The sequence below is a fragment of the Lysobacterales bacterium genome, from assembly GCA_014946745.1.
In the GTDB taxonomy this organism is placed as follows: Bacteria; Pseudomonadota; Gammaproteobacteria; order Xanthomonadales; family Xanthomonadaceae; genus Aquimonas.
Genome location: JADCRD010000001.1, coordinates 220,122 through 244,112 on the forward strand (window position 1 = coordinate 220,122; position 23,991 = coordinate 244,112).

A 23,991-nucleotide genomic window follows, 5' to 3' on the forward strand; every position below is an offset into this window, starting at 1 on the left:
CGTGCGATCACTTCATCAGCTCGCGCAGCCGATACAGCGCCGCATGCGCCTCGCGCGGGCTCAGGCTGTCGGGATCGATCTCGCCCAGCGCCGACTTGAGCGCTTCCGCGGCCTCGTCGACGGCAGGCCCGGCGGACGACACCGGCGGCGCATCGAACAGCGAGAGCTGCGGCTGCGGGCTGGTGCTGCCGCTGCGTTCGAGTTCAGCCAGGAACTTGCGCGCCTGCGCCACGACTGCCTTCGGCAGGCCTGCGAGCGCGGCCACCTGCAGGCCGAAGCTGCGGTTGGCCGGGCCGTCCTTGACCGTGTGCATGAAGTACAGGCGCTCGCCGTGCTCGACGGCATCCAGGTGCACGTTGGCAATACCGGGCACTTCGCTGGGCAGGCTGGTCAGCTCGAAGTAGTGGGTCGCGAACAGGGTGTAGGCGCGGTTGTTCTTCGCCAGCGCGATGGCGCAGGCGCGGGCGAGTGCCAGGCCGTCGAAGGTCGAGGTGCCGCGGCCGATCTCGTCCATCAGCACCAGGCTCTGTGATGTCGCGCTGTGCAGGATGCTGGCGGTCTCGGTCATCTCGACCATGAAGGTCGACTGGCCCTTGGCCAGGTCGTCGCCCGCGCCGATGCGGGTGAGGATGCGGTCGATCGGCCCCAGCCGCGCGGCCTCCGCCGGCACGAAGCTGCCGATGTGGGCGAGCAGCACGATCAGCGCGGCCTGGCGCATGTAGGTCGACTTGCCGCCCATGTTGGGGCCGGTGATCACCAGCATGCGGCGATCCGGGTGCAGGGCCAGGTCGTTGGGCTCGAAAGGTGATTCCAGCACCGATTCAACCACCGGATGGCGGCCGCGGCGGATGTCGATGCCGGGCTCGTCGACCAACGCAGGCCGGTTCCAGTCCAGCGCGCGGGCGCGCTCGGCAAACCCGCAGAGCACATCGATTTCGCAGACCGCTTCGGCGAAGCGCTTCAGCGGCGGCCGTTCGGTGTTGAGCCTGTCGAGAAGCTCCTCCCACAGCGCGCGCTCGCGCTGCAGGGCGCGTTCGCGCGCGCTCAGCACCTGGTCTTCGAAGGTCTTGAGCTCTTCGGTGATGTAGCGCTCGGCGTTGGAGAGGGTCTGCCGGCGCGTGTAGTGCGTCGGCGCGCGCTCGGCCTGGGCCTTGCTGATCTCGATGTAGTAGCCGTGCACGCGGTTGTAGCCGACCTTCAGCGTGGCGATGCCGCTGGCCTCGCGCTCGCGGGCTTCGAGATCGAGCAGGAACTGGTCGGCGTTGGTGCTGAGCTGGCGCAGGCGATCCAGTTCAGCGTCGAAACCATCGCAGAGCACGCCGCCGTCGCGCATCAGCACCGGCGGCTGCGGCAGGATCGCGCGCACCAGCAGGTCAGTGACCGCACCGTGCTCGCCCAGCTCGGCGGCCAAGGCATTGAGCCGCGGCGCATCCAGCGGCGCCAAGAGCGCGCGCAGGGCAGGGGCCGCATGCAGGGCGTCGCGCAGGGTCGAGAGATCGCGCGGCCGCGCCGACCTGAGCGCGATGCGGGTGAGGATGCGCTCGACGTCGCCGAAGCCGCGCAGGGCCTCGCGCAGGGGCTCGTAGGCACCGGTGTCGATCAAGAGACCGACGGCGTCGTGCCGCGCGCGCAATAGGCGCTGATCGCGCAGCGGTCGATGCAGCCAGCGCCGCAAGAGGCGCCCACCCATCGGTGTGCAGGTCGAATCGAGCACGCCCAGCAGGGTGTGCTGCAGGCGGCCTTCGGCATGCTGGTCCAGCTCCAGATGGCGGCGCGTGGCCGCGTTCATGGCGATGGTCTCGTCCGAGGATTCCGCCGACAGGCTCTGCAGATGCGGCAGGCTCTGCTTCTGGGTTTCCTCGACATAGCCGAGCAGGGCGCCCGCGGCGGCGACGGCCGCGTGCATCGTCTGCACGCCGAAGCCTTCGAGATCCTGGGTGCCGAAGAATCTGCACAGCGAGCGCTGTGCGGACTCGCCGTCGAACAGCCAAGGCGCGCGGCGGCGTGCGCCGCTGCGCGCATTCAAGGACTCTGGCCAGCCGTCCTCGTCGGGGATCAACAGTTCGGCCGGTTCCAGCCGAGCGATCTCGCTGAGCAGGGCGTCCTCATCGACAACTTCAGTCACCTTGAATCGGCCGCCGGCGAGATCGGCCCAGGCCAAGCCAATCGCCTTCTTGCCGCGCGCCACCGCCATCAGCAGGGTGTCGCGGCGCTCCTGCAGCAGTGCCTCGTCGGTGACGGTGCCGGGCGTGACGATGCGCACCACCTTGCGCTCGACCAGGCCCTTCGCGAGTGCGGGATCGCCGATCTGCTCGCAGATCGCCACCGATTCGCCCAGCGCCACCAGCCGCGCCAGATAGCCCTCGTAGGCGTGCACCGGCACGCCCGCCATCGGGATCGGTGCGCCGCCCGAGCTGCCGCGCTGGGTCAGCGTGATGTCGAGCAGGCGCGCCGCCTTGCGGGCGTCGTCGTAGAACAGCTCGTAGAAATCGCCCATACGGAAGAACAGCAGCACGTCCGGGTGCTCCGCCTTGGCGGCGAAGAACTGGCGCATCAGCGGCGTGTGCTGGGAGAGATCGACGTTCGACATCCGTGGCGTGCTTCGCGGGGCAGCAGGGGCCGCGAAGTCTAGCAAGGCACGAAGACCCGCCCTGCCGCTTTCGGGATGGACGGCTCATGGCCTCAGTCTCTGGCGCAGCGCCCCGCGCCGACGCGAAGTGGGGGGCAGTGACCGCTGTTCCAGCGGGTGCGCTGTGCGCTCGCAGTGGGGGTGTGCTTCGACGCCAGGGCAGCGCGTACTGGGCGGTGCTGGATGCGCGTCTCATGTCGACCGACACGCGCCTTCTCCCGCGCCGGCGCCTACTGCAGCGCGTACAGCCGTTCCAGCGTCTCGACCAGGGCCGTCAGGGGTTGCGGGTCATCGAACAGCGGTGCCGCGGGATCGAGCAGTCGCTGTCGCAGTTCGGCCGCGTAGGCGTCCTCGTTCGCCACGCGCAGCGCACGCTCGACATAGTCCTCCGCCGACTCCGCGATCAGCTCGGCGCACCCGCAGGCGCGCAGCATCGCCGCCGACTGGCGACTGCGCATCGTCGCGCCGGGCAGAGTGACCAAGGGCAATCCCTGGGCGATCGCGTCCAGGCTGGTGTTGCCGCCAGAGAACCCGGGGCTGTCGAGCAGCACGTCGCAGGCCCGGGCCACCGCGCGGAAATGTTCGGAGGTCGCCCGCGGCAACCAGCGCACATGGCGCTCGGGATCGACGCCGGCCTGTGCCATGCGCTGACGCAGGCGTTGGGTCAGCGCGGGCACGTTGTCCTCGAACATCACCACCATCGCGCGAGGATCGGCGGCGATGATGCGCGTTATCAGATCATCGAACGCCGGGTGCAGCTTCACCGGCGAATGCGGTGCCAGGTAGAGCGGCCCGGACTCGGGCAATCCGAGCTCGACGCGCGGGCGGGTCGCCGCCGCGGGTGGACGTGCGTAGGCGGTGCCAAGGCCCGGCAGCAGATGCAGCGGCTCGCGATAGTGGTCCGCGCCGTCGACGGGCTCCATCTCGGCGCAGCTCAACCAGGCGTCGATGGTCGCGAGTCCGCTGCTGACCGGGTGGCCCCAGGCGGCCAGCTGCGTGGGTGCCAGTCGCAGCGCCGCCAGCGGATAGATGTTCGGGCTGAGCCCGATCTCGGGATACAGGAGCATCGCCGGTGCGCTTTCGCGCAGGTGGTTCACGACCCTGTCCAGGGGTCCGGGCAGGTGCAGGAAACGGCTGGCGCTGGCGGCGATGCTCTGGGTGACGGCATCGATCATGGTGCCGGTGTGGTAGACATCGACGTGCCAGCCAGCGGCCCGCAGCGCACCGATCCAGGACGCGAAGTACGCGCTGATGGTGCCCAGATTCCAGCGCGCCGATACCAGCGCGATATGCCGCGAGCGCGGCTTCGGCGCTGTTGGCGCTGTCGCATCGGCGCCCTGGGCGATGGCCGCCGCCGCCGCGCCGTACCAATCGCCGAAAGCCCGCCCCAAGCCGCTGTCGTCCATTCCGTAGTAGGCCAGCGCGAAGTGACTGTGGGCGAGGTCATCCAGGGTCGCGTTGCTGCCGCGCAGTCTTTCGGCGGGCCATTCGGCGGCGAGTTGCTGGATGCCCGAGGCAAAGCGCTGTCGCGCCTCATCGATCTCGGCGACATTGGCCACCACGGTCGGCAGGCCGAGTGCAGCTACCAGCCCGGCGCGCAGACGCGTGCCGTCGTTACTCGCAGTCGCCGCGGCGCGGCGCGCGTTGGCGCGACCCGCCGCGTCATCGCCACTACCAACCTGTGCCTGGGCGACGCGCAGCACCAGGCTGGCATCGCCGTGGGCAAGTGCATGTGCGTAAGCGCGCACGGCCGCTTGCGGTTCGCCGAGCAGATCCCATTCGGCGCCCGCCCGAGCGGCGATGTCGGGCGTCAACGCAGTGGGGTTGAGGGGCGCAAGCGCCGCGCGTGCGGCTTCCGTCCTGCCGCGCAAGCGCTCGCACTGCGTCCACTGCAGACGCGCGTCGACGCGCGCGGGATCGAGACCGGCCGCACGCGCGTAGGCGCTTGCGGCAGCTCCAAAGTCATTGCGGGCCTGGGCGCAGGCACCCAGGTTGTACCAGGCCAGCGCATTGCGTTCTTCGGCAGCCAAAGCCTCGCCGTAAAGAGCTTCCGCCGACGCCGCATCGCCGCGCTGCAGCGCGCTCGATCCCAGGTTGTTCAGCGCCATGGACAGCGCAGCGCGAATGCCGGCATGGCCGGGCAGCGCGTCGCGCAGCTTGCGAAACTGCGCGGCGGCTTCGCTGTAGTCGCCGGACTGCATTGCGGCGTTGGCGATCACGGCGCGCGCACGTACGGCGACCTCGGCGCGCTCGATCAATGGCCGCGCTGCCTCGCTCGCCGCGGCCCACTCGCGGGCCTGCAGAAGGCGTTCGGCGATCGCAATCGCCGCAGTGTCCGATGGGTTCACGCAAGCAGGTCCGGCAGCCGGCGGCACAGGATAGCGCGCTGTCCGATTCCTGCGGATCGTGCGCCCTGTCCACCCGGATCGAGTCCGCCAGGCCTTGCCGCGCTTGATCGCGCACGGCCGGAGCTGCGCAGGGGGCAGCCTTGGCGCGCGTCGCCGAGGGCGCGCCCGCGAATCGAGCACGCGCGTGATCGATCCAACGTGACCGAGCGAAGCGAAGGCGTCGCCGCGTAGCGGCCGAACGGGTCCGGACCCGCGCCGGACTCGCCACCACGGATCAAGGCCTGGAGGGACTTGATCCGTGGTGCCTGAACAGGCTGTTGAAAAACAGCCTGCTCGCCCGGCCAGGGATGGCCGGGACGACGAAGAAAGTGCGTAAGCGCTGGATGTGTCGTGAGGCGGTGCGGACCTGCGCCGGACTCACGACGTCTGAAGAACTGCAGGATGGAGTTCTTCAGACCTTCCTTAAGGGATCGGCCTTCGTTTTCCGCTTCCCCGTGCATCGACGTCCGCACCGTGCGGACTTGGCTGTTTCCACTGAGGAGCGTGTGTCGTGAAGCCCGATGCCCCCGCGGCAGGCGCATGCGCGCCGTCGCCCACGTGCGTGTCCGCCCACGCCGCCAGGCGCGCTGGGGTGCGCCGATTCCGCGCGGTCGTGATCAGCGCCGCATGGCTTGCCACGATCACGCCTGCGACCGCGTCTGCGCCCGAGACCGGCGGCTACGTGATCGAGCGCCATGCCATCCACGCTGGCGGCACCTCGCGCGCCAGCGGCGGCGAGTACGAGCTTTCCGGCACTGCCGGGCAGCCGGCCCCGGGGCCGTCCAGCGGGCGCGGCTACACGCTGGAAGCCGGCTTCATCTGGCCGCTGCAGGCCACGCCCGGCGACGAGGTGTTTCGCGACGGATTCGAGGGCTCCTGAACATGCGCACCCTGCTCTGCTTGCTTGTGCTGGCGCTGGCTTCAGTCAATGCGCGCGCGCAGACCCCAGCGTCGCCGCGCTTTACCTATCAGGGCCAACTCAGCCAGAACGGTCTGCCTGTCAACGGCAGCCGCGATCTCGCCTTCGTGCTTTTCAGCGAGCCGAGCGGCGGCGTTCAGCTCGGGACGGGCATCAATGCCCCGGCCTGGCCGATCGTGGAGGGCCTGTTCACCATCCAGCTCCAGTTTCCTGACATCGGCGCTGTCGCCCAGCCATGGCTGGAAGTGCGCGTCGAGGGCAGGCCGATCCTGCCGCGGCAGCGGATCCCGGTCGCGCCCATCGCCCAGTTCGCGCTCTCTGGCATCACCGGCTCGCAGGGACCGGAAGGGCCGCAGGGGCCTGGGGGTCTGCCGGGCGAGCCGCGTCTGCTGCCCAACCGGAACTGTCTGGAGGATCAGTTCATCGGTGTGATCTCGTCCTTTGGGACCGTCTGCCGCCCCCGGGGCATCAGCGGTTGGCGACGCATCAGCGCGGATTTCACGGTTTCGAACCTGGCCGTGGAGCAGCGCCGGGTGTCCTGCGGTCCGGGCGAAGTGGTGCTGAGCGGTGGCGTCGAGCACCTGCAGCGCGACGCCTCCGGCAACGCCGCCGGCACCGGGGTGCGCGCCATCGAGTCATTCCCGACCTTCGTGGACGGGCTATGGGCTTGGCAGGTGGCGGTCTACAACACTGGCCTCGCTGTGCCGCTGCGCGCCTTCGTCACCTGCGCCAAGTCATGAAACCCTTACGTCGAGGATGTTTGCGCATGCGAACGCTGTGGATCTGCTTGGCGGCTTACGGTGTGCTGGGCACGGCGACGGCCCAGGTCGCAGACGCGCCTTCCTTCCGGTACCAGGGGCAGCTTCGCCAGCACGGTGTGCCAGTGGATGGAACCCGCGATCTGAGCTTTGCGTTATTTGATCGCGCCAGCGGCGGGGCGCAGACCAGCACCACGATCGAGGCGCCGGCCTGGCCGATCCGTGAGGGGCTGTTGGCAATTGATCTCAGCTTTGCGGGTGACCTGCGGGGCGAGCAGCGCTGGTTGGAAGTCCGCGTCGACGGCGTGGCCTTGCAGCCGCGGCAGGCGCTCATGGCCGTCCCCGTGGCGCGCTTCGCGCTGGCAGGAAACCGAGGGCCCGCCGGGCCACAGGGACCTCAAGGACCCCAGGGTCCGCAAGGGCCGACCGCAGCCGTGCGGACCACCGACTGCCAGTCCGGCAATGCGGTGCAGGCCGTGCTGAACTCCGGTGAAGTCCGCTGCATCACCGATCTGCTGCATGGCTGGAGTCGGGTCAACTCGGACGTTTCGTTGCCCAACTTCTTCAACTCGACGCTAAGACCCGCCTGCCGACCCGACGAAGTGGTGCTGGGCGGTGGCGTGGAGCAATTGCAGCGCGACCCGCAAGGGCGACCCGCCAATCGCGAACTGCAGATCCTGGAATCGATGCCGACCTTCGTCGATGGGCGCTGGGCCTGGCAGGTTTCGGTCTTCAATCTCGGTCCCGAGATCCAGCTCCGGGCCTTCGCGACCTGCGCGCGAATCTGACAATCCAAGCTTCGAGGACGTTCGTCGTGCGCCCAGTGTCCATCGCCCTTGTCCTGCTCTTCGTGTGCGTCCCCGCGTCGGCGCAGGTGGCCCAGTCAACGGCCTTCACCTACCAGGGCCAGCTGCGGCAGGCCGGCGTTGCGGTCAACGGCGCGCGCGATCTCGCCTTCGCGCTGTTCGACGCTGCCAGCGGCGGCAGTCAGGTGGGCACGACCGTCGAGGCCGCGGCCTGGCCGATCGTCGACGGCCTGTTCACCGTGGACCTGAGCTTTCCCGGCGAGCTCACCGGCCAACAGCGCTGGCTGGAGGTGCGAGTGGAGGGGCAGCCCATGCTGCCGCGTCAGCCGATCACTCCCGCGCCCGTCGCGCAGTTCGCGCTGGTCGGGGCGGCAGGCCCGCCGGGGCCCCAAGGTCCGGAAGGCATCGCAGGATTTCCCGGATCCGTGCCGTCCGTGGAGTGCGGCCCGGGCGAAGCCCTTCGCGAGATCAACAGCGGTGGCTTCGGCTTCGCATGCGACACCGCGGGCCTGCACGGTTGGACGCGTCCCAGCGCCGACCTGTCGATGCCGGGAGGAACGCGTTGGACCCAGATCGTTCGCTGCCCCGCGGACGCCGTGGTGATGGGCGGCGGCGTCGAGGCCCTGGATCGACGCGAAAGCGGCTTTCCCCGATACACCACGCTACGCATCCTCGAGTCGTTTCCCACCTTCGATGGCGGGCGCTGGGCCTGGCAGGTCGGGCTCTACAACACCGACGGCGTGTCCATCCGGCTGCGCGCCTTCGCCGTCTGCGCGCGGACCTGAGGGCGAGGGCCGAGGCGCGTGCAGTCGCGCGCGGAGATCTGCCTCAGCCCTCGGCCAAGGCCTGCGTCGGTCGCTGCCGGATCACGCCGGGGAGCGCCGCCGGCCCATGGCTGCGGGTTGGCGAGAGGTGGTTGGCCAAGCCGATCTCGGCGACAAAGGCGCGGCTGGAGGTGCCCGTGGAGCGTCGTCGGCGGAGGTGTGGAACGCGCGCGGATTGGCAGCCCAGCCCGCCAGAGTCCGACAGGCTGCCGGCAAGGCGGAGCGCCAGCCCCGCCTTGCCGGGCACGGATCGCTTACCAGACAGCGGCCTCGAAGCCGTTGCGGAAGATCCGCTCCTCGCGCGGTGTCCGACACCGCTCCGCCTGGGCGCCGTCAACGATCAGGTTGAAGGCGACATTGGGCGGAAACACGGGTGAACCGCTGCCCTCGGCGACGATGAACCAGCGGCCCGGCGCCCCGGCACCGCTGGCCGCGCGGTACTCCAGGCTGTAGCGCTGCGGGTTGTTGACGGTGAGGCCGTCGAGTGGATCGTCGACACGCCCCACGACCGGTGCCGCGCAGGGGTTGTCGTCCAGCAGCGGATGCTCGATGCGCAGCTCGCGCACGCTTTGGCCGCCGGGGCTCAGCTGCACCGCGTTCGGCGACAGCAACGGCGCCACCAGCAGATTGAAGGTGAGGTTGGCCGGCATGGCGCTGCCGTCCTCGTTGCGCACCTGCCAGCGGCCGCCGGCGGCGCCGGTCCAGGCCAGCCCGATCGGCACGTCGTGGTAAGCGCCCTCCCAGCGCTGCAGGGCGATCGCAATGGCGAAGCTGAGGCTGTTGAGCGAAGCGTGGTCGATCCGCGAGAGCGCGCCGCTGCTGTTGGCAGCGCTTGTGAGGTGGGCGAAGCCGGTCTTGCTGGCGACCGGGGCAATCACGTGGAAGCGCTGGCCCACGCCCATGGTGACGCTGCTGTCCTGGTGGAAGATCGACCAGCCGGTGCCGCTTTGTGGGTTGCGATAGACGCCGAGGTGCTGGCCGCTGGCGGGCGTGGCCGGAAGCACGCGCTGCGCGCTGACGGCCAAACGGTCCGCTTCGAGGAGCTGGGTGGGAAAGGGCTGCACGTAGGCCTCGTTGAAGAAACTGGTCTCCGCCGTCGTCGTGATCACGGCGGCGCCCTCGCCATTGGCCTCGAAGGCGCCGATGTCGATGGCGCCGAGCGCCACGCGACGCTCGCCGTCGGCATCGAAGCTGAGTCCAGAGGCATCCGCAGCGCTGCCGGCATTGATCGCTGGCGAGCTTGAGCGCAGGCGCGGATACTCCATCGACTCGACCTGCGGGTCGACGTTGAGCGTGCCCGGGCCGGGCGTCCAGCTGTCGCCGGTCGTGGCAAACACAAGATTGTTGGCGTTGCTGGTGTTGCTGGCTTCCAGCCGCACGCCGCTCGCGCTCTGCCAGGCGATCAGGTTGTTGGCCACGCGCAGGCTGGTCGGTGGTGTGCCGCCCAGCCCGGCGGCGGCGAGGCCAAGCTGTCCCTGCAGCAGGCTGTTGTTGACGATCACGCCCGTGCCGCCGGGAACGTTCATGACCAGCGCGTACTGCTCCCCACTGGTGCCGACGATCAGGTTGCTTTCCGCGCGCAGGGTGCTGCCCGCGCCGCGGGTGTGCAGGTACAGCGCGGTGTCCTCGCGCGGGCCGAAGACGCGGTTGGCGCTGGCGCGTGCGCTGCTGCCTCCGACCAGGTTGTAGGCCGTGATGCCGAAGCCGCTGCGCCCCGGGCCAGGCAGCACGCGGTTGCGGAACAGATTCACGTTCAGCGCGCCGCTACCGCCCTGGTTCACGCAGATGCCGTTGAAGGCCTCGCTGGCGCGCGCCTGACCGCGTGCGACCACGCTGTCGCCGATCGTGATCTGACGGGCGGAGGAGCCGCCGACGCTGATCTGCAGGCCACAGAAGTCGCTCTGCTGATCGGCAGCCCCCAGTTCCAGCACGCGCAGGCGCTGCAGGTCGATCAGGCCGCCGTCCACGGTGCTCAGGTCGTTCACCTCCACGCCACCACGGCGGAAGCTGAGATCGGAAATCCGCACCGTGTGGCTGCCAGCGCCCAGGTTCACGCGCAGGCTGCGCTCGGGCGCGAACACCGCGTCGATGCCGGGAGCGGCGCGCAGGTTGATCGAACGCGTGATCTCGATGCTCTCGTCGATCGGCGTGTAGCGGTCGGGGTTGTTCAGCTCGTCACCGACAATGCGGATGGTGTCGCCCGCGGCGGCGTTGTTGATGCAGGCCTGCAGGCTGCCGGCGCAGGGGCCGCCGAACACGGTGTCGGGCCAGAGCCAGTCGGCGGCCCGACTGGCGGTGGGCAGGGCGCAGAACAGGGCGAGCAGCGGGGCGATCGCGCAGGGCGGGGCGGGGCGGTTGGGCAGCATGACGGGCTCCGGGGTGTCCTGAGTCCCTATGCGTAGCGCGGGCGCGAATCCGTGCACGCCCCCTGCCGGGCGCCGGCTGCTGGCCCTATAGTTTCGCCCCGGACACAGCCGAAGCCGGATTCCATGCCCTTTCTGCCTGCATTCCTGCTGATCGACGGGCTGACCTCCGCGCGCCGCTCCGGATTGCCCTCAGAGCGTCCGAAAGCTCCAGACGCCGCAGCGGGCGGATGCTTGTCTCACCTGCTCTCAGCCCAGTCGCGCCTGGGGCTTACCTTCGCAAGCCCGTCGAGTGCGTGCGCGTGAGCGAGGGCCTGGACGCAGCCGAGGCGCTCTCGCGCGAGCTGGGCGAAAGCCTGAGCGCGGGCCTGACCGGCCTGCTGGCGCGACTCGATCCGGCCCGGCCGGGCGCGCTGGATCAGCTGATTGCCGCTGCCCAGCACGACCTGCGCCGAATCGCGCGGCGCGAACGGCTGTCGATGGGCGCGGGCGAAACCCTGTCCACCACCGCACTGGTCAACGAGGCCTACCTCAAGCTGGCTGGCGCGCGCCTGCCCGAGCAGGTGGATCGCAGGCTGTTCTTCGGCATTGCCGCGCGCTGCATGCGCCAGGTGCTGGTCGATCACTTCCGCGCGGCGCGCGCGGACAAGCGAGGCGGCGGCGCCCTGGCCCTGTCGCTGTCGGCGGCCGAGGATCTGCCGGCTGAGGCCGGCGTCGATCTGGTCGAACTCGATGCCGCGCTGGTCGCGCTGGAGAAAGTCAGCGCGCGTGCGGCCGAGGTGGTTCAGCTGCGCTACTTCGCCGGGCTCACCGATCGCGAGATCGCCGAGCTGCTGCAGGTCAACGAGGTCACCGTGCGCCGCGACTGGCTGAAGGCCCGCGGCTGGCTGTTCGGCTTCCTCGGCGGCGCGCCGGCGTGAACCCGGCCAGCGGCGGCCAGGGCGGCATGGACGCTGAGCGCTGGGCGGCGCTGTCCGAGCGGCTTGACGCGTTGCTCGATCTTCCGGTCGACGCCCGCGAGTCGCTGCTGGTCGATCTCGCCACCGACGAGGCCGAGGCACTGCGCGGCTGGCTGCGCGCGATTGAGCAGTCGGCGGGCCTGCTGGAGCGCGAGCCCGAAGCCGTCGCACCGGATCGCATCGGCCCGTGGCGCCTGATCGCCGTGGTCGGGCGCGGCGGCATGGGCGAGGTCTGGCGCGGCGAGCGCGCCGATGGTGCGTTCGAGCGCGCGGTCGCGATCAAATTCCTGCGTCTGGATCGTCCGCAGGCGGCGCGCAGCATCGCGCGCGAGCGCGCCCTGCTGGCGCGCCTGCGGCATCCCGGCATCGCCCAGCTGCTGGACGGCGGCGTCAGCGCCGACGGTCGGCCCTGGCTGGTTACCGAATGGGTCGAGGGCCGCGGCTTCGACGCCTGGCTGCGCGAGGCAATCCCGAGCCTGCGCGAGCGCGTGGCGCTGGTGCTGGCGCTGGCGCGGGCGGTGGCCTACGCGCACGGCCAGCGCGTGCTGCATCGGGATCTGAAGCCCGCCAACGTGCGCGTCGAGCCCGACGGCAGCCCGCGCCTGCTCGACTTCGGCATCGGCGAGCTGCTCGAAGCCGAGCCCGGCATCACCCGCGAGGCCGCGCTGACGCCTGAGTTCGCCGCGCCGGAGCAGCTGCGCGGCGAGCCCGCGGACGTGCGCAGCGATGTGCATGCGCTGGGCGCGCTGCTGTGGTTCGCGCTGTGCGAGCGGCCGCCGCACGGCAGCGATGCACGCGCCTTGGCCGAGCTGGTCGAGCGTGTCTGCCAGCGCGATGCGGAGCCGCCGAGCCGGCACGCCCGCGTCGATGGCGTCGATGCCGATCTCGATGCGATCACGCTGAAAGCGCTGGCCCGCGCGCCGCAGCAGCGCTACGCCAGCGCCGATGCGCTGGCGCTGGATATCGAGCGCTGGCTGGCCGGCGACAGCGTCGCCGCGCGCCTGCCCGGCCGCGCCGAGCGCCTGTATCGGGCCCTGCGGCGACATCCGCTGGAATCCGCTCTGGGCCTGGCCCTGCTGCTGGCTCTGGCGGGCGGCGTTCTGGTCGCACGCCAGGAAACGCGCCGTGCCGATGCCGCGCGCCTGCAGGCCGAGCAGGCGCGCGACGCCGCGCTGGCCGAAGCCGACCGCGGCGAGCGCCTGGTCGACACCTTTGCCGGCCTGTTCGCCCAGGCCGGCGCCGAGCAGGCGCTGACCGCCAACGCCTGGCTGGACCGCGCTCGCGATGCCGCGCTGCGGCTGGTCGAGAGCGATGCCGCTGCGGGCCAGGCGCTGCTCGTGCGCCTCGCTGCCGTCGAGCAGGACCGCGGCGAGCATGCGCGCGCGCTGGCCCTGCTGGAGCGGGTTGCCGGTCAGTCCGAGGATCTCGACCCCGAACTGCGCACGCGCGCCGCCTGTCGCCGCGGCAGCGCGCTGGCCATGCTGGGCCGCGAGGCCGAGGCCATCGCGGTCTACGCCGCCGCGATCGTCGACGCCGATGCCCTGCAGGGCAGCGCGCGGCTGGCGCGCATCGACTGCCTGCAGGGGCGCGCCAACCTCGCCCTGTACCGCGGCGAGGCGCAGGTGGACGAGCTGGACTTGGCCGCGCAGGCGCTCGCCGAACTCGATGCCTTGAGCGCCAGCGGCGATCTGCGCTGGCGCCGCGCCAGCCTGCTGTACACGCTGGCGGCCCTGCTGGATCTGTCGGGCCGCGACGCCGAGGCCGCGCAGCGTTACGGCGAAGTCATGACGCTCGACGAAGCGCTGGGCACTACCGACAGCACCGACCACGCCACCCTGATCGCCTCGCGCGCCGGCGCCCTGCAGCGTGCCGGCGACTGGGCCGCGGCCGACGCCGACTACACCCGCGCCGTCGCCCTGCACGCGCGATTGGCGCCCGAGCACCCCAACCTCGGCTCGCACCGCGCCAACCTCGCCGGGCTCAAGGCGCTGCGTGGCGACGCCGAAGGCGCGGTCGCGCAGGCCGAAGCGGCCCTGGCGATGCCGAACCTGCACGCGGTGGCGCGCGCCAATGCGCTGTACGCGCTGGGTCAGGCGCAGGCGACCCTGGGTGAGCACGCCCAGGCCCTCGCAAGCCTGGACGCCGCTGCTCAGGCCTACATCGAGTCGGGCCAGCCGGCGCGGGCGCTGCGTCCACGCATCAAGCAGGTCCACGTGCATGTGCTGGCAAAGCAGTGGGACGCCGCGCAGGCGCTGTACGCCACCCTGGACGCCGAAGCGCACAACGCCCAGCCCGCCCAGCGCGCCGAGCTGCTGCGCGAGGGCGTCGCGCTGCAGCATGCGCGCGGCGATCTCGACGCCGCCCGCGCGCTGGCCGAGGTCCTGAACGTTCTCGCGCTGAGCACGCCGGCCGAGCACCCGCTGCGCCAGCTCGTCGCACTGGAGCAGCTGCAGCTGCGCGCCGACGCCGGCGAGCCGGTGGCGGCGGAGATCGAACGCCTGCAGGCCGCGCTGGCGAAGCAGCTCGCGTCGACGCATCCGGCGCTGAAGCCTCGGCGCTGATCCGCGGCCTGGTTTTCCGATGGCGGCGTCGGCGAAAGCACTGCGCCCGCCGGCTATGCACTGTCGCTGAGCGTGGCCGATGCCGGGGCGGTGGATTACGCCATCGCCGCGCGCGCCGGGAGCCGCGAGGTCGTCCAGCCTGCCGCCGCGACTTTGCGGGTCGTCGCGTTTCGGCACGCTGCGCGAGCGCTTGGGCGTCCCGTGGAGGGTTGGCGTCGACGGCTGGGCAACCGCGCCCGCGGCGGCCCGCGTCGCCCGCGCGCGGCGACGCTGTGTATCGTAGCCAGACCCTCGACTTGGCCATGGCGAGACCATGCACCCACGCGCCGACCGCCTGCAGCGCAGAGCGCGAAGCTATCTCGCCAACGGCCAGTGGGCGGCCGCGCGTGAGAGTCTCAGCGCAGCGCTGGAAATCGCGCCGGATGACGACGAGTGTCGGCTGGAGCTGGCGCTCGTGGAGTCCCGTCTCGGTCACTACGCCTCGGCGCGCGCCCACACGTTCGCCGCCTGCGCTTCGACGCCTGCTTCTGCCGCGCTCGCGCTGCCGCGACTGCAGGCGCTGCGCGCCTTCCACGCGCACGGTGAGATGCGGCGGCTGGCGATGTCCATCGACCTCCGCACGGTCGAATCCGCGCAGCAGTCCGCGGACATCGCCCTGTGCCTGCAGTCTGCGGGACACGTTCTGCTGGCTCAGCAGTTCATGCGCCGCGCGCTCAATGCGGCACCCGCCGGCCCGGTCCTGCAGACCCAGGCGGCCTTGATCGATCTCGCAGCGGGTGATGTCGCCGCCGCGCACCACGCCGCAGCCGCCGTGTGTGCGGGGGATACCGTGGTGCCGATGGCGCACTGGCTGCTGGCGCGCCTGCATGCGGATGACGCGGATCGCCGCGCGCATGCGCGGCAGCTGGATCGCCTGCTCAAGCGCTGCGGCCAGGATGCGGAGGCCGAAGCCTTCCTCGCTTACGCCCTGCACAACCTGCTGGATCGGCTGGGCGATGTGGAGCCGGCCTGGACCGCACTGGAGCGTGGCTGTGTCGCCAAGCGCAGCCTTCTCCACTACGACGAGGCCGCCGAAATCGCGCTGAACCAGGCGCTGATGTCCGAGCCGCATTCGGTCTCGGCAAGCATCGATGGCACCGCAGAAGCGCCGACGCCGATCTTCATCGTCGGCATGCATCGTTCCGGAACCTCACTTCTCGAACGCGTGCTGGAGGGCCATCCATCGGTCGCGGCTGGCGGCGAGTCCTACCGCTTGAGTGCCGCGCTGTTCGCCGCCACCGATCACGCCTGCCGCGGCGTGGCGGATCTCGAACTGCTGCGGCGCGCCCGGACGATCGATGCGGAGAGGGTCGGCCGCGCCTATCTCGACGCGCATGCCTGGCTGCTCGACGGGCGCAGCCACTTCACCGAAAAGCTGCCCGGCAACTACCGACTGGTCGGACTGATCCGCCGGCTGCTGCCGCAGGCGCGTGTGCTGCATCTGGTCCGCGACCCCCTCGACACCTGCTGGTCCAACCTGCGCGAGCTGTTCGCTCTCGACAATGCGGCCTACAGCTATCGCCAGGATGAGCTCGGTCGCGCCTACCGTCGCTGCCAGCAGCTGATGTCGCATTGGCAGGCGCAAGCGCCCGAGCGGCTGCTGGAGGTCCACTATGCCGATCTGGTCCAGCGCGCCGAAGCGACGGCGCGCATGGTGCTGGATTTCTGCGGGCTCAGCTGGCATGCGGAGTGCATGCGGGTGGAGTCGCGCGAGGAACCGGTGCGCAGTGCCAGTGCGCTGCAGGTACGCGAGCCGATCCATGCGCGCAGCCTCGGTCGGGCTGCGCCCTACAGGCACCGTCTCGGGGGCTTGCGCGCGGCGCTGGCGGGCGATCCGTCCCTGCTCGCAGCGGATTGATCTCGTTCGCCTTGGCAGGCGCGCGTTCCCTCGCGCCGCCCTGGCGGAACCGGCAGCTCGCGGCCACTTCGGACGGGTTTTTCAACGCTGCGCTACATCAATCACGATGCCGCACCCAGGGGAGCGAACATGCAAGTCAAGATCGAACAGGTGATGTTGTCGGGCGCTTTGCTCGGTCTGTTCTGCCCGCAGCTGGCGAACGCGCAGGTGCTGTTCCGCGAGAACTTCAACGTTCTCGCCGATGGCACCACGATTCGCTGCGCAGGGCCGGGCGGCGCAGGCACCTACGCCTTTCCGGCGAATTTCCTGCTGCGCAACGTCGACAACGGCACCCCGGCAACCAACGTGTCCTACGTCAACGATGCATGGGAGGTGCGCGAGGACTTCAGACTCAGCGCCGGTAACCCGGGCGCCTGTGCGGCCTTCAGCACCTCCTGGTACCAGCCGGCGGGTGTGGCGAACGACTGGATGTGGACGCCACCGGTGGCGCTGCCAGCCGGCGGCAGCGCCTCGCTGCGCTGGCGCGCCGTGGCCTATGACCCCGCCTACCCCGACGGCTACGAGGTGCGGGTCATGGCCGCCCCGACCGAGCCCACCGGCGGAGCAGGAGACATCGGCAACCAGATCACCAACAGCAGCACCGTGTTCGCGATTGCCGCGGAGAACACCGCCTGGATTGCCCGCAGCGCGTCCTTGTCCGCCTTTGCGGGTCAGACGGTGCGCGTGGGCTTTCGCAACAACTCGAACAACAAGTTCCTGCTGCTGATCGATGACATCGAGGTGATCAACCGCGTCACCGATCTGGAGGCCGTCGCGGTCAACCGCTTCGCCTCGCCGTACAGCCTGACGCCGTCGGGCCTGGTCTATCCGGCCCTGCTTGGGGTGACTGCGAACAACCCAGGTACAGAGGTGCTTACCCAGGTCTCGGCCAGCGCGCAGCTGCTGGTGGGCGCGACTCCCGCGGGTGCCCCGCTTGTCTCCAACACGCTCGCGAGCCTGGCGCCGATCGCCAGCGTGCCGTTGCAGTTCCCCGGCAGTGCGGTCTACGAGGGCCTTGGCGCCTGGAGCATCGAGTACCGGTTGAGCGCTGCTGAAGCGGCGAACGAACTGAACACCCAGAACAACATCGTGCGTGCCATTGGCCCGGTGACCGGCGGCTTGGAGCTGGCGCGCTACGAGGCCGAAAGCGCATTGACGAGTCTCGGGATTGGCGCCGGCAACGGCGGCGAGCTTGGCGTCCGCATCGATCTGCCTCAGGCCTACACCTTCAGGGCGCTGCGCTTTCTGATGAGCCCTCCTCCCGCCGGGAGCAACTGGCTGCAGCTCACTCTGACGGCCCATCTGCGCAGCTTCGACACCGCCACCGGCAGGCCCGGCGCGATCATCGCGAGTGCGACGCAGATTCCGACGCCGGCTGCGCCGAGCGTCATCGACGCCGCCTTCGACCAAGGTCAGGTTGCTCTGCCCGCGGGCAGCTATTTCATCAGCGTGACGGAGCCGGCCGGGCTGGTTGCCGACGACGGAATGGGTTCGGCGATGCAGCTCGGCATGCGCGTCGACCGTTTCCAGAGCAGCAATGTCTTCGTCAACTGGCCGACCAGTCCGACTGGAGACTGGGCGCCCGTCGAAACCTTCGGCGGAAGCTTCACACGGATGCCGCAGATCGGCCTGCTCAGCGCAGTGGGCTTGTTCGCCCATGGCTTCGAGGGGGCCGCGGCTGCGCCGACGGGCCGGCACGTGCTGCGTCCGTATGCATCGGGCGGCCAGGCAACACAGGCGGGCGTACTGAGCGCGATCTCCGAGCTGGAGCGCCCGGCCGCACGTCGACGCGGAGATTGAAGCCAGGCGCTCAAGCTTCAAGCCGCGCGTTGAAAAACTGCCATCCCGGGAGTTGTTCGAGTGGGCGGTACGGCGCAGGTCCGTACCGCCTGCCGACGAAGCAATCGCCTACGCGCTGACGGTTTCGGCAGAAAAGTTCGTCGCCCTACACACAAGGAAGGTCAGGAACACGACATTTCAGGAGCCAGGACAACGCGGAAGCCTTCGGCGTTTCCGCGCGCCATGGGCGGCTTTCACGGATCGATAACCTAGGCGCTTGATCCTGCGCACGCCCCAGCCGTGTGGGGACTCCGATGCCAGCCCGTCAATGCAAGACCCGGCGCGGCCCAGGTCTTGCAGCCTCGCGCGGGATTGCAGAGGAGGCGTGTCTTGGCTCGATTCAAACTCAATACCGTTCCGACGATCCGCTTGATCCTGGTCGGATTTTTCCTTGCCCTCAGCGGGTTCGCGCTGCTGGAGCTGCTCGATAACTACCGCGCGATGAAGAGCGCAGAGCGTCTGGGTACCGTCGGCCGCGTGCTCGTCGCCTTGGACAAGGGCACCATCGAAATGTCCTTCGAGCGCAGCCTGACCCAGGTCGGGTTGAGCCTGCCCGACCCGTTCGGCCCGCCGTTCTCGGACCTGCTGCTGCAGCAGCGGCAACGCTCGGACGCTCAGCTCGATGGCATTGCGCCCCTGTTGGCCACCCTGCCGCCCGCGAAGGTCGCGGCCGCGCAGACGGCGCTGGTCGCCCACCGCACCAAGATCGCCGACTTGCGCCGCGCTGCCGATGCCGCGCTGGCCCTGCCGGTCGACCAGCGCGTGCCGAACGTCGCCAGCACGGTGCCCGAGGGGCTGAAAGCCGAGATCCTGCTGCTGCGCGAAGTAGGGCAGAAGCTCGCCTCCCCGGATGGCTCGATGCCAGTCATGGCCCTGTCGCTCGCGTCGATCGCCGACGCGGGCTGGCGGATCCGCGAATTCGGCGGGCGCGAGCGCACCTATCTCGCCATCGCGGCCTTGACCGGCGCGCCGATCCCCGCGGCCTCCTTGATCGAGGCGCGGCGTGACGACGCCCAAGCCGAGCAGGCCCGGCGGCAGCTTGAACGCGTTCTCGACATCGACGGCAAAGCCTTGCCCGAGGGGGTGCGCGAGGCGGCCGACACCATGATCGCCACGTATTTCGGTTCCTACGCCGCGCTCAAGGCTGCCTTTCTGGGCCAAGCCGAGCAGCCCACCCCAGCCTACCCCTTGGGCTTCGAGGACTACTTCGCGCAGAGCAGCGCTGCCCTGGATACGGCCGTGAGCCTCACCTACGCGGCTGGCGATGCGTCCAGCGCGTTCTGGGACGCCGAGCAGCGCTCGGCCCGCTTTGGCTTCGGGGCCAGTATCGGCGGCATCGTGCTGCTGTTCGCGGTGGTGGGGTTCGCCTGGCGGCTCGTCGAGCGCCGTCTGGTGAAGCCTGTCATCCACGCGCAGCATTCGGCCGAGCGGATCGCACAGCTGGATCTCGACTCGCCCATCCAAGCGAGCGGCACCGACGAACTGGGGCGCCTGTTGGCCTCTCTCGACAAGATGCGTCGCGAGCTCAAGTCCCGGATCGAGCGCGAGCGTGAGGTCGCCACCGAGAACGCCCGCGTGCGCAACGCGCTCGATGCAGCGGCGTCCGGCATGCTGATCGCCGACGCCGATCGCCGCGTGGTGTACATGAACCCGGCCGTGGAGCGCATGCTGCGCGGAGCGGAGTCCGAGCTTCGCGCCAAGCTGCCGGGTTTCGACGTGGCGCGAGTGTTGGGCGGCAGCATCGATCTGTTCGGGCATGTGCAGTCCGCCGGCACTTCGAGCGCGGCAGCGCAAGGCCCTGTTCCAAGCCGTCTGCGTGTGGGTGACTTCGACTTCGAGCTAATCGAAAGCCCCATCATCGAGGACGGACGGCGCGTGGGCGTGGCGCTCGAATGGCTTGACCGCAGCTCCGAGACCAACTTCCGGCATGGGTTGCGCAATGTCGCCCAAAAGGCGGCCGCTGGAATCCTGACCGCACGCATGAGCGTCGAAAGCAGGAACGAGCGCTTCGTCGAAACCGCTCAGATCTTCAATTCCCTCATGGAGATCACCACCCAGGCCATCGATGAGGTGCGGCGCACCCTGAGCGCCCTGGCCGAACGCGATCTGACGGTGCGTTCGCAAGCCCGCATGATGGGCAGCTTCGGAGAGTTGAATGCCAACGCCAACGCCGCGGCCGACGCCTTGGCGCTGGCCCTGGGCGAGGTGCAGCAGGCCGTTGGCGCGATCCATGAGGCTGCCACCGAGATCGCCTCCGGCAACATCGACCTCTCGAAGCGCACCGAGCAGGCCGCGGCGAGTATCCAGCAGACCGCGGCAGCCATGGAGCAGATGACGAAGACGATGGCGCGCAGCGTTGAGCATGCGCAGCAGGCCAAGCAGATCGCCACCTACGCGGCGGGTGTGGCCAGCGAAGGCGGACAGACCGTCGATGCAGTCGTTCGCATGATGCGCGACATCGAGGAGCGCTCGCGCCGTATGGCCGACATCACCACGACCATCGACGGCATCGCCTTCCAGACCAACATCCTCGCCTTGAATGCCGCGGTCGAGGCCGCGCGCGCGGGCGAGCAGGGTCGGGGCTTCGCGGTGGTGGCCGCCGAGGTTCGGGCGCTGGCCCAGCGCTCGGCGACCGCAGCGAAGGAGATCGCGCAGCTGATCGGCGAGTCGGTGACGAAGATCGCCGATGGGGCGTCGGTCGCCGAACGTGCGGGGCGGACGATGCAGGACATCCTGGGTTCGTCGCGTCGAGTCTCGGACATCATTGGCGAAATCTCGGCAGCCAGCGCCGAGCAGGCCAAGGGCATCGGCGAGGTCAACCAAGCGGTGACGCAGATGGACCAGTCGACGCAGGCGAACTCGGCCTTGGTCGAGCAGATGGCCGCTTCGGCGCAGTCGATGAGTGACCAGGCCAGCCAGTTGGCGGAGATTGCGTCGCGCTTCGTACTTGTACCCAGTGAGCCCCTCGCACTCACGACGACCCGGACATGAGCCCGATCCCAGGGTTCGCGACGCTTCCGGCGCGCTGGCCGGTTCTGCGCGCGCGTGGGCTGGCGACGCTGCTTGCCTGAGCCCGCAGTGCGCGCGGACTCGCCGGCGCGGCCGGCTTTCCTGCCGATACCTGGACTGTAGAGCCCCTGCAGGCCGGCGCATCGTCGAGACCGCTCTTGCGCAGGCAGGCTTTCCCTCCGATGCCTTCTGTCGGGCAGGCTGTCGGCAGCGACTGCGTCAAAAACTCGCCACCCGGGCGAGAGAGCACGGAGCCTGCAGTTCCGAGGCGATCTGCGCGCGATCCCGGCCTTGACTAGCGCGACAGGCTTGCCCAGGCCGCGCGCACCCGCTCGGCCAGGCTGATCGGATCGAAAGGCTTGGCGATGACATCGATCGCGCCGAGCGCGCGGAAGGCCGCAACTTGATGCGGCGAAGCGTGGCCGGTCACGAACACCACCGGCACATCGGCCAGCGCCGGGTCGGCTCGCAGGCGTGCGAGAGCGCCGGGCCCATCGACGCCGGCCATCGAGGCGTCGAGCAGGATCAGGTCGGGGCGATCGGCACGCGCCACGGCCAGGGCCTGTTCGCCGTCGGCGGCGAGGCTGACCCGCCATCCGCCGATCGTTTCCAAGGCGACCCCAAGGATCATCCGCATGTCGGCGTCGTCGTCAGCGCAGAGAATGTGGGCGAGCGGCGGGCGGGTCATCGGCGATCCCACAGCTGCGGGGGTAGGGCTGGCCGCAGGTGCAGGCCCGCCCGCAGCGGCGTCGCGTGTGCGTTGCCGATGGGCGACACACGCGGCGGCGGCGCGGCGGCCAAAGCCGTCTCCAGCGTGATCGGGGTGGTTTCGCTTCGATGATCTTGGCTGAACACGTCGTCGCCCTCGTCCGCGCCGCTCGGGTTGGGGTGGCTTCTCACCTCATCTCACCGCCGTTCAGCGCTGGGCCTCGGCCGCCCGCTGACGGATCACCCCCAGCAGTGCCGCCAGGCCGTTGCTGCGCGTCGGGGAGAGGTGTTTGGCAAGCCCGATGTCGGCGACGTAGCTCGGCTCGGTGGCGGTGATCTCTGCGGCGCTGCGGCCGGAGTAGACGCGCAGGGCCAGATAGATCAGGCCGGAAACAATCGTCGAGTCGCTGGTCGCGTGGAAGACCAGCTTCTGCGCATTGCCCTCGGGTACCACCCAGACCATCGACTGGCAGGCGGTCAGCCGGTTGGCCTCGGTTTTCCATTCCTCGGGAAAGGTCGGCAGCTTCTTGCCGAGGTCGATCAGGTACTGGTAGCGCTCGGACCAGTCGCCGAAGAAGCCGAACTCCTCGGCGATGGTGGCCTGGGCCTCTGCGGCGCTGGGTTCGAGCGGGAACGGGCTGTCGCGGGTGATGGCTGTCATCGGATCGCCCTCATCCGGCCCGCTTCCAGCGGCAGCCCTGCGGCGTGTCCTCCAGCGCGATGCCCTCGTCCGCGAGCTGCTTGCGGATGGCGTCGGCGCGGGCGAAGTCGCGGGCGGCCTTGGCGGCCACGCGCTCTTCGACCAGCGCCTGGATGCGCGCATCGTCATCGGCGCTGACGCCGCGCGCGAACCAAGCCTCGGGCGCCTGCTGCAGCAGGCCCAGTGCGCGGCCGGCGGCCAGCAGCTGGGATTTCAGTTCGGCACGTGCTGCACCTTCGGCCTTGCGCGCTTCGCCCGCGATCTGCTGCAGGGCAGCGAGTGCCAGCGGCGTGTTCAGATCATCGGCCAGCGCCTGCTCGACGGCGTCGGGGATGGCGACATCGCTGGCGTCCACCTCGCCAAGGTCACGCAGGGTGCCGTAGAGGCGATCCAGCGTGCGCACGCTCTGCTCGATCAGGCTCTCCGACCAGTCCAGCGGCTGCCGGTAGTGGGCCGACATCAGTGCGAGGCGCAGAGCTTCGGGCGGGTGTTCGTTGATCAGGTCCCGCACGCGGCGGATGTTGCCCACCGACTTCGACATCTTGCTGCCGTCGAATGTCAGCATGCCGTTGTGCAGCCAATAGCGGGCGAAGGTCTTGCCACCGTGCGCGCAGGCGCTCTGAGCGATTTCGTTCTCGTGGTGCGGGAACTGCAGATCGACGCCGCCGGCGTGGATATCGATGGTCTCGCCCAGATGCGCTTCGCACATGGCCGAGCACTCGATGTGCCAGCCCGGACGACCGCGACCCCAGGGGCTGTCCCAGCCGGGCAGCTCGGGCGTCGACGGCTTCCACAGCACGAAGTCACCCGGCGCGCGCTTGTAGGGCGCGACCTCGACGCGGGCGCCGGCCAGCATCTCGTCGGTGCTGCGCCGCGACAGCTCGCCATACTTCGCGTAGCTGTCGACCGCGAACAGCGCATGGCCCTCGGCCGCGTAGGCGTGGCCCTGGGCGATCAGCGCCTCGATCATGCGGATCATCTGCGGGATGTGTGCGGTGGCGGCCGGCTCGATGTCCGGCGGAGCCACGCCGAGTGCAGCCATGTCCTCGCGGTAGGCCGCAGCGAAGCGGTCGGTGATCGCGGTGATCGGCACGCCCTGTTCAGCAGCGGCGGCGTTGATCTTGTCGTCGACGTCGGTGATGTTGCGGGCGTAGACGACCTGACCGTAGTGCCGGCGCAGCAGGTCGGCCAGGAGCCCGAACACCACGGGCCCGCGCGCGTTGCCGATGTGCACGAAGTTGTAGACGGTCGGCCCGCAGACGTAGAAGGTCACCCGATTCGGGTCCTGCGGGCGGAAAGGCTCGAGCGCGCGGCTCAGGCTGTTGTAAAGGCGGATATCCATAGGGAGCGCAGTTTAGCCGCTTGGGCGGCGGGCTCCGCGTGGGCTGCGAAGCTTCTTCCAGGCGTCCTAAGGCAAGGCTGAGGAATCCAGCGTGGTCGCGCGCCATGGAGGGCGCGACCGCGGAATCAAGGCAAGGATGGACTTGATCAGATCGCCCTGAGCCCCTTTCGCGCCGTGTGGGATGCGGCGCGCACCGGCGGCAGCGCGCCGGGGGAGAGGCCTCAAGACAGCGCGGATCCAGCCCAGCCTGA

The 23,991-nt window shown here is 69.9% G+C and carries 15 protein-coding genes; 9 read left to right on the forward strand and 6 right to left on the reverse strand.

All coding sequences use genetic code 11. From position 1 onward, the window contains the following. Positions 1-7 precede the first annotated feature (7 nt). Together mutS and H4O13_00960 are read right to left on the reverse strand one after the other, a co-directional pair. Complete coding sequence (mutS, locus tag H4O13_00955; protein MBE5313954.1) at positions 8-2,590, reverse strand: DNA mismatch repair protein MutS; 2,583 nt, start codon at positions 2,588-2,590, stop codon at positions 8-10. Positions 2,591-2,859: 269 nt separating this feature from the next. Further along, positions 2,860-4,977 carry a tetratricopeptide repeat protein gene (locus H4O13_00960; protein ID MBE5313955.1) on the reverse strand — a complete coding sequence of 706 codons (2,118 nt, stop codon included), beginning with the start codon at positions 4,975-4,977 and terminating at the stop codon, positions 2,860-2,862. Between the two features lie 631 nt (positions 4,978-5,608). Between H4O13_00960 and H4O13_00965 the strand changes: the two genes are divergently transcribed. The 4 genes from H4O13_00965 to H4O13_00980 are packed head-to-tail and all read left to right on the forward strand — an operon-like array spanning position 5,609 to position 8,284. Further along, a complete protein-coding gene (locus H4O13_00965) occupies positions 5,609-5,896 on the forward strand; it encodes a hypothetical protein (GenBank protein MBE5313956.1) in 288 nt (95 codons plus the stop codon). A 2-nt stretch (positions 5,897-5,898) separates the two neighbouring features. Beyond that, positions 5,899-6,675, forward strand: a complete 777-nt coding sequence (locus H4O13_00970) for a hypothetical protein (GenBank protein ID MBE5313957.1) — start codon at positions 5,899-5,901, stop codon at positions 6,673-6,675. Positions 6,676-6,701: 26 nt separating this feature from the next. Further along, positions 6,702-7,481, forward strand: a complete 780-nt coding sequence (locus H4O13_00975; GenBank protein MBE5313958.1) for a hypothetical protein — start codon at positions 6,702-6,704, stop codon at positions 7,479-7,481. A gap of 35 nt (positions 7,482-7,516) precedes the next feature. Then, positions 7,517-8,284 (forward strand): hypothetical protein, encoded by a 768-nt coding sequence (locus H4O13_00980; protein MBE5313959.1) that lies wholly within the window; start codon positions 7,517-7,519, stop codon positions 8,282-8,284. A 293-nt stretch (positions 8,285-8,577) separates the two neighbouring features. Here H4O13_00980 and H4O13_00985 read toward each other — a convergent pair whose 3' ends face one another. Next, entirely contained in the window at positions 8,578-10,689 is a 2,112-nt protein-coding gene (locus H4O13_00985) for a hypothetical protein (GenBank protein ID MBE5313960.1), read from the reverse strand. Between the two features lie 299 nt (positions 10,690-10,988). Here H4O13_00985 and H4O13_00990 point away from each other — a divergent pair, with 299 nt between their 5' ends. The 5 genes from H4O13_00990 to H4O13_01010 all read left to right on the forward strand — a co-directional run bounded on the left by H4O13_00990 (position 10,989) and on the right by H4O13_01010 (position 20,972). Further along, the gene (locus H4O13_00990) at positions 10,989-11,606 is read left to right on the forward strand and encodes a sigma-70 family RNA polymerase sigma factor (GenBank protein MBE5313961.1); all 618 of its coding nucleotides are present in this window, start codon (positions 10,989-10,991) and stop codon (positions 11,604-11,606) included. Next, positions 11,603-14,206 (forward strand): serine/threonine protein kinase, encoded by a 2,604-nt coding sequence (locus H4O13_00995; GenBank protein MBE5313962.1) that lies wholly within the window; start codon positions 11,603-11,605, stop codon positions 14,204-14,206. The genes H4O13_00990 and H4O13_00995 overlap by 4 nt, the downstream gene beginning before the upstream one ends. Positions 14,207-14,519: 313 nt before the next feature. Next, positions 14,520-16,103 (forward strand): sulfotransferase, encoded by a 1,584-nt coding sequence (locus H4O13_01000; protein ID MBE5313963.1) that lies wholly within the window; start codon positions 14,520-14,522, stop codon positions 16,101-16,103. Positions 16,104-16,232: 129 nt separating this feature from the next. After that, positions 16,233-17,942 carry a choice-of-anchor J domain-containing protein gene (locus H4O13_01005; GenBank protein MBE5313964.1) on the forward strand — a complete coding sequence of 570 codons (1,710 nt, stop codon included), beginning with the start codon at positions 16,233-16,235 and terminating at the stop codon, positions 17,940-17,942. Positions 17,943-18,311: 369 nt separating this feature from the next. Beyond that, positions 18,312-20,972, forward strand: a complete 2,661-nt coding sequence (locus H4O13_01010; GenBank protein MBE5313965.1) for a HAMP domain-containing protein — start codon at positions 18,312-18,314, stop codon at positions 20,970-20,972. 313 nt (positions 20,973-21,285) lie between these two features. On the opposite strand, the gene H4O13_01015 is transcribed toward H4O13_01010, so the two are convergent. The 3 genes from H4O13_01015 to H4O13_01025 all read right to left on the reverse strand — a co-directional run bounded on the left by H4O13_01015 (position 21,286) and on the right by H4O13_01025 (position 23,740). Then, a complete protein-coding gene (locus H4O13_01015; GenBank protein MBE5313966.1) occupies positions 21,286-21,678 on the reverse strand; it encodes a response regulator in 393 nt (130 codons plus the stop codon). 228 nt (positions 21,679-21,906) lie between these two features. Beyond that, positions 21,907-22,359, reverse strand: coding sequence for a SufE family protein (locus H4O13_01020; GenBank protein MBE5313967.1), 453 nt, complete (start codon positions 22,357-22,359; stop codon positions 21,907-21,909). 10 nt (positions 22,360-22,369) lie between these two features. Continuing rightward, positions 22,370-23,740, reverse strand: coding sequence for a cysteine--tRNA ligase (locus H4O13_01025; GenBank protein ID MBE5313968.1), 1,371 nt, complete (start codon positions 23,738-23,740; stop codon positions 22,370-22,372). Between the last annotated feature and the right edge of the window lie 251 nt (positions 23,741-23,991).

Bases quoted from the DNA above. Each gene is read 5' to 3' on its own strand.
- mutS (MBE5313954.1), bottom strand. From the start codon at position 2,590: ATGTCGAACGTCGATCTCTCCCAGCACACGCCGCTGATGCGCCAGTTC.
- H4O13_00970 (MBE5313957.1), top strand. From the start codon at position 5,899: ATGCGCACCCTGCTCTGCTTGCTTGTGCTGGCGCTGGCTTCAGTCAAT.
- H4O13_00975 (MBE5313958.1), top strand. From the start codon at position 6,702: ATGCGAACGCTGTGGATCTGCTTGGCGGCTTACGGTGTGCTGGGCACG.
- H4O13_00985 (MBE5313960.1), bottom strand. From the start codon at position 10,689: ATGCTGCCCAACCGCCCCGCCCCGCCCTGCGCGATCGCCCCGCTGCTC.
- H4O13_01000 (MBE5313963.1), top strand. From the start codon at position 14,520: ATGCACCCACGCGCCGACCGCCTGCAGCGCAGAGCGCGAAGCTATCTC.
- H4O13_01005 (MBE5313964.1), top strand. From the start codon at position 16,233: ATGCAAGTCAAGATCGAACAGGTGATGTTGTCGGGCGCTTTGCTCGGT.
- H4O13_01015 (MBE5313966.1), bottom strand. From the start codon at position 21,678: ATGACCCGCCCGCCGCTCGCCCACATTCTCTGCGCTGACGACGACGCC.
- H4O13_01020 (MBE5313967.1), bottom strand. From the start codon at position 22,359: ATGACAGCCATCACCCGCGACAGCCCGTTCCCGCTCGAACCCAGCGCC.
- H4O13_01025 (MBE5313968.1), bottom strand. From the start codon at position 23,740: ATGGATATCCGCCTTTACAACAGCCTGAGCCGCGCGCTCGAGCCTTTC.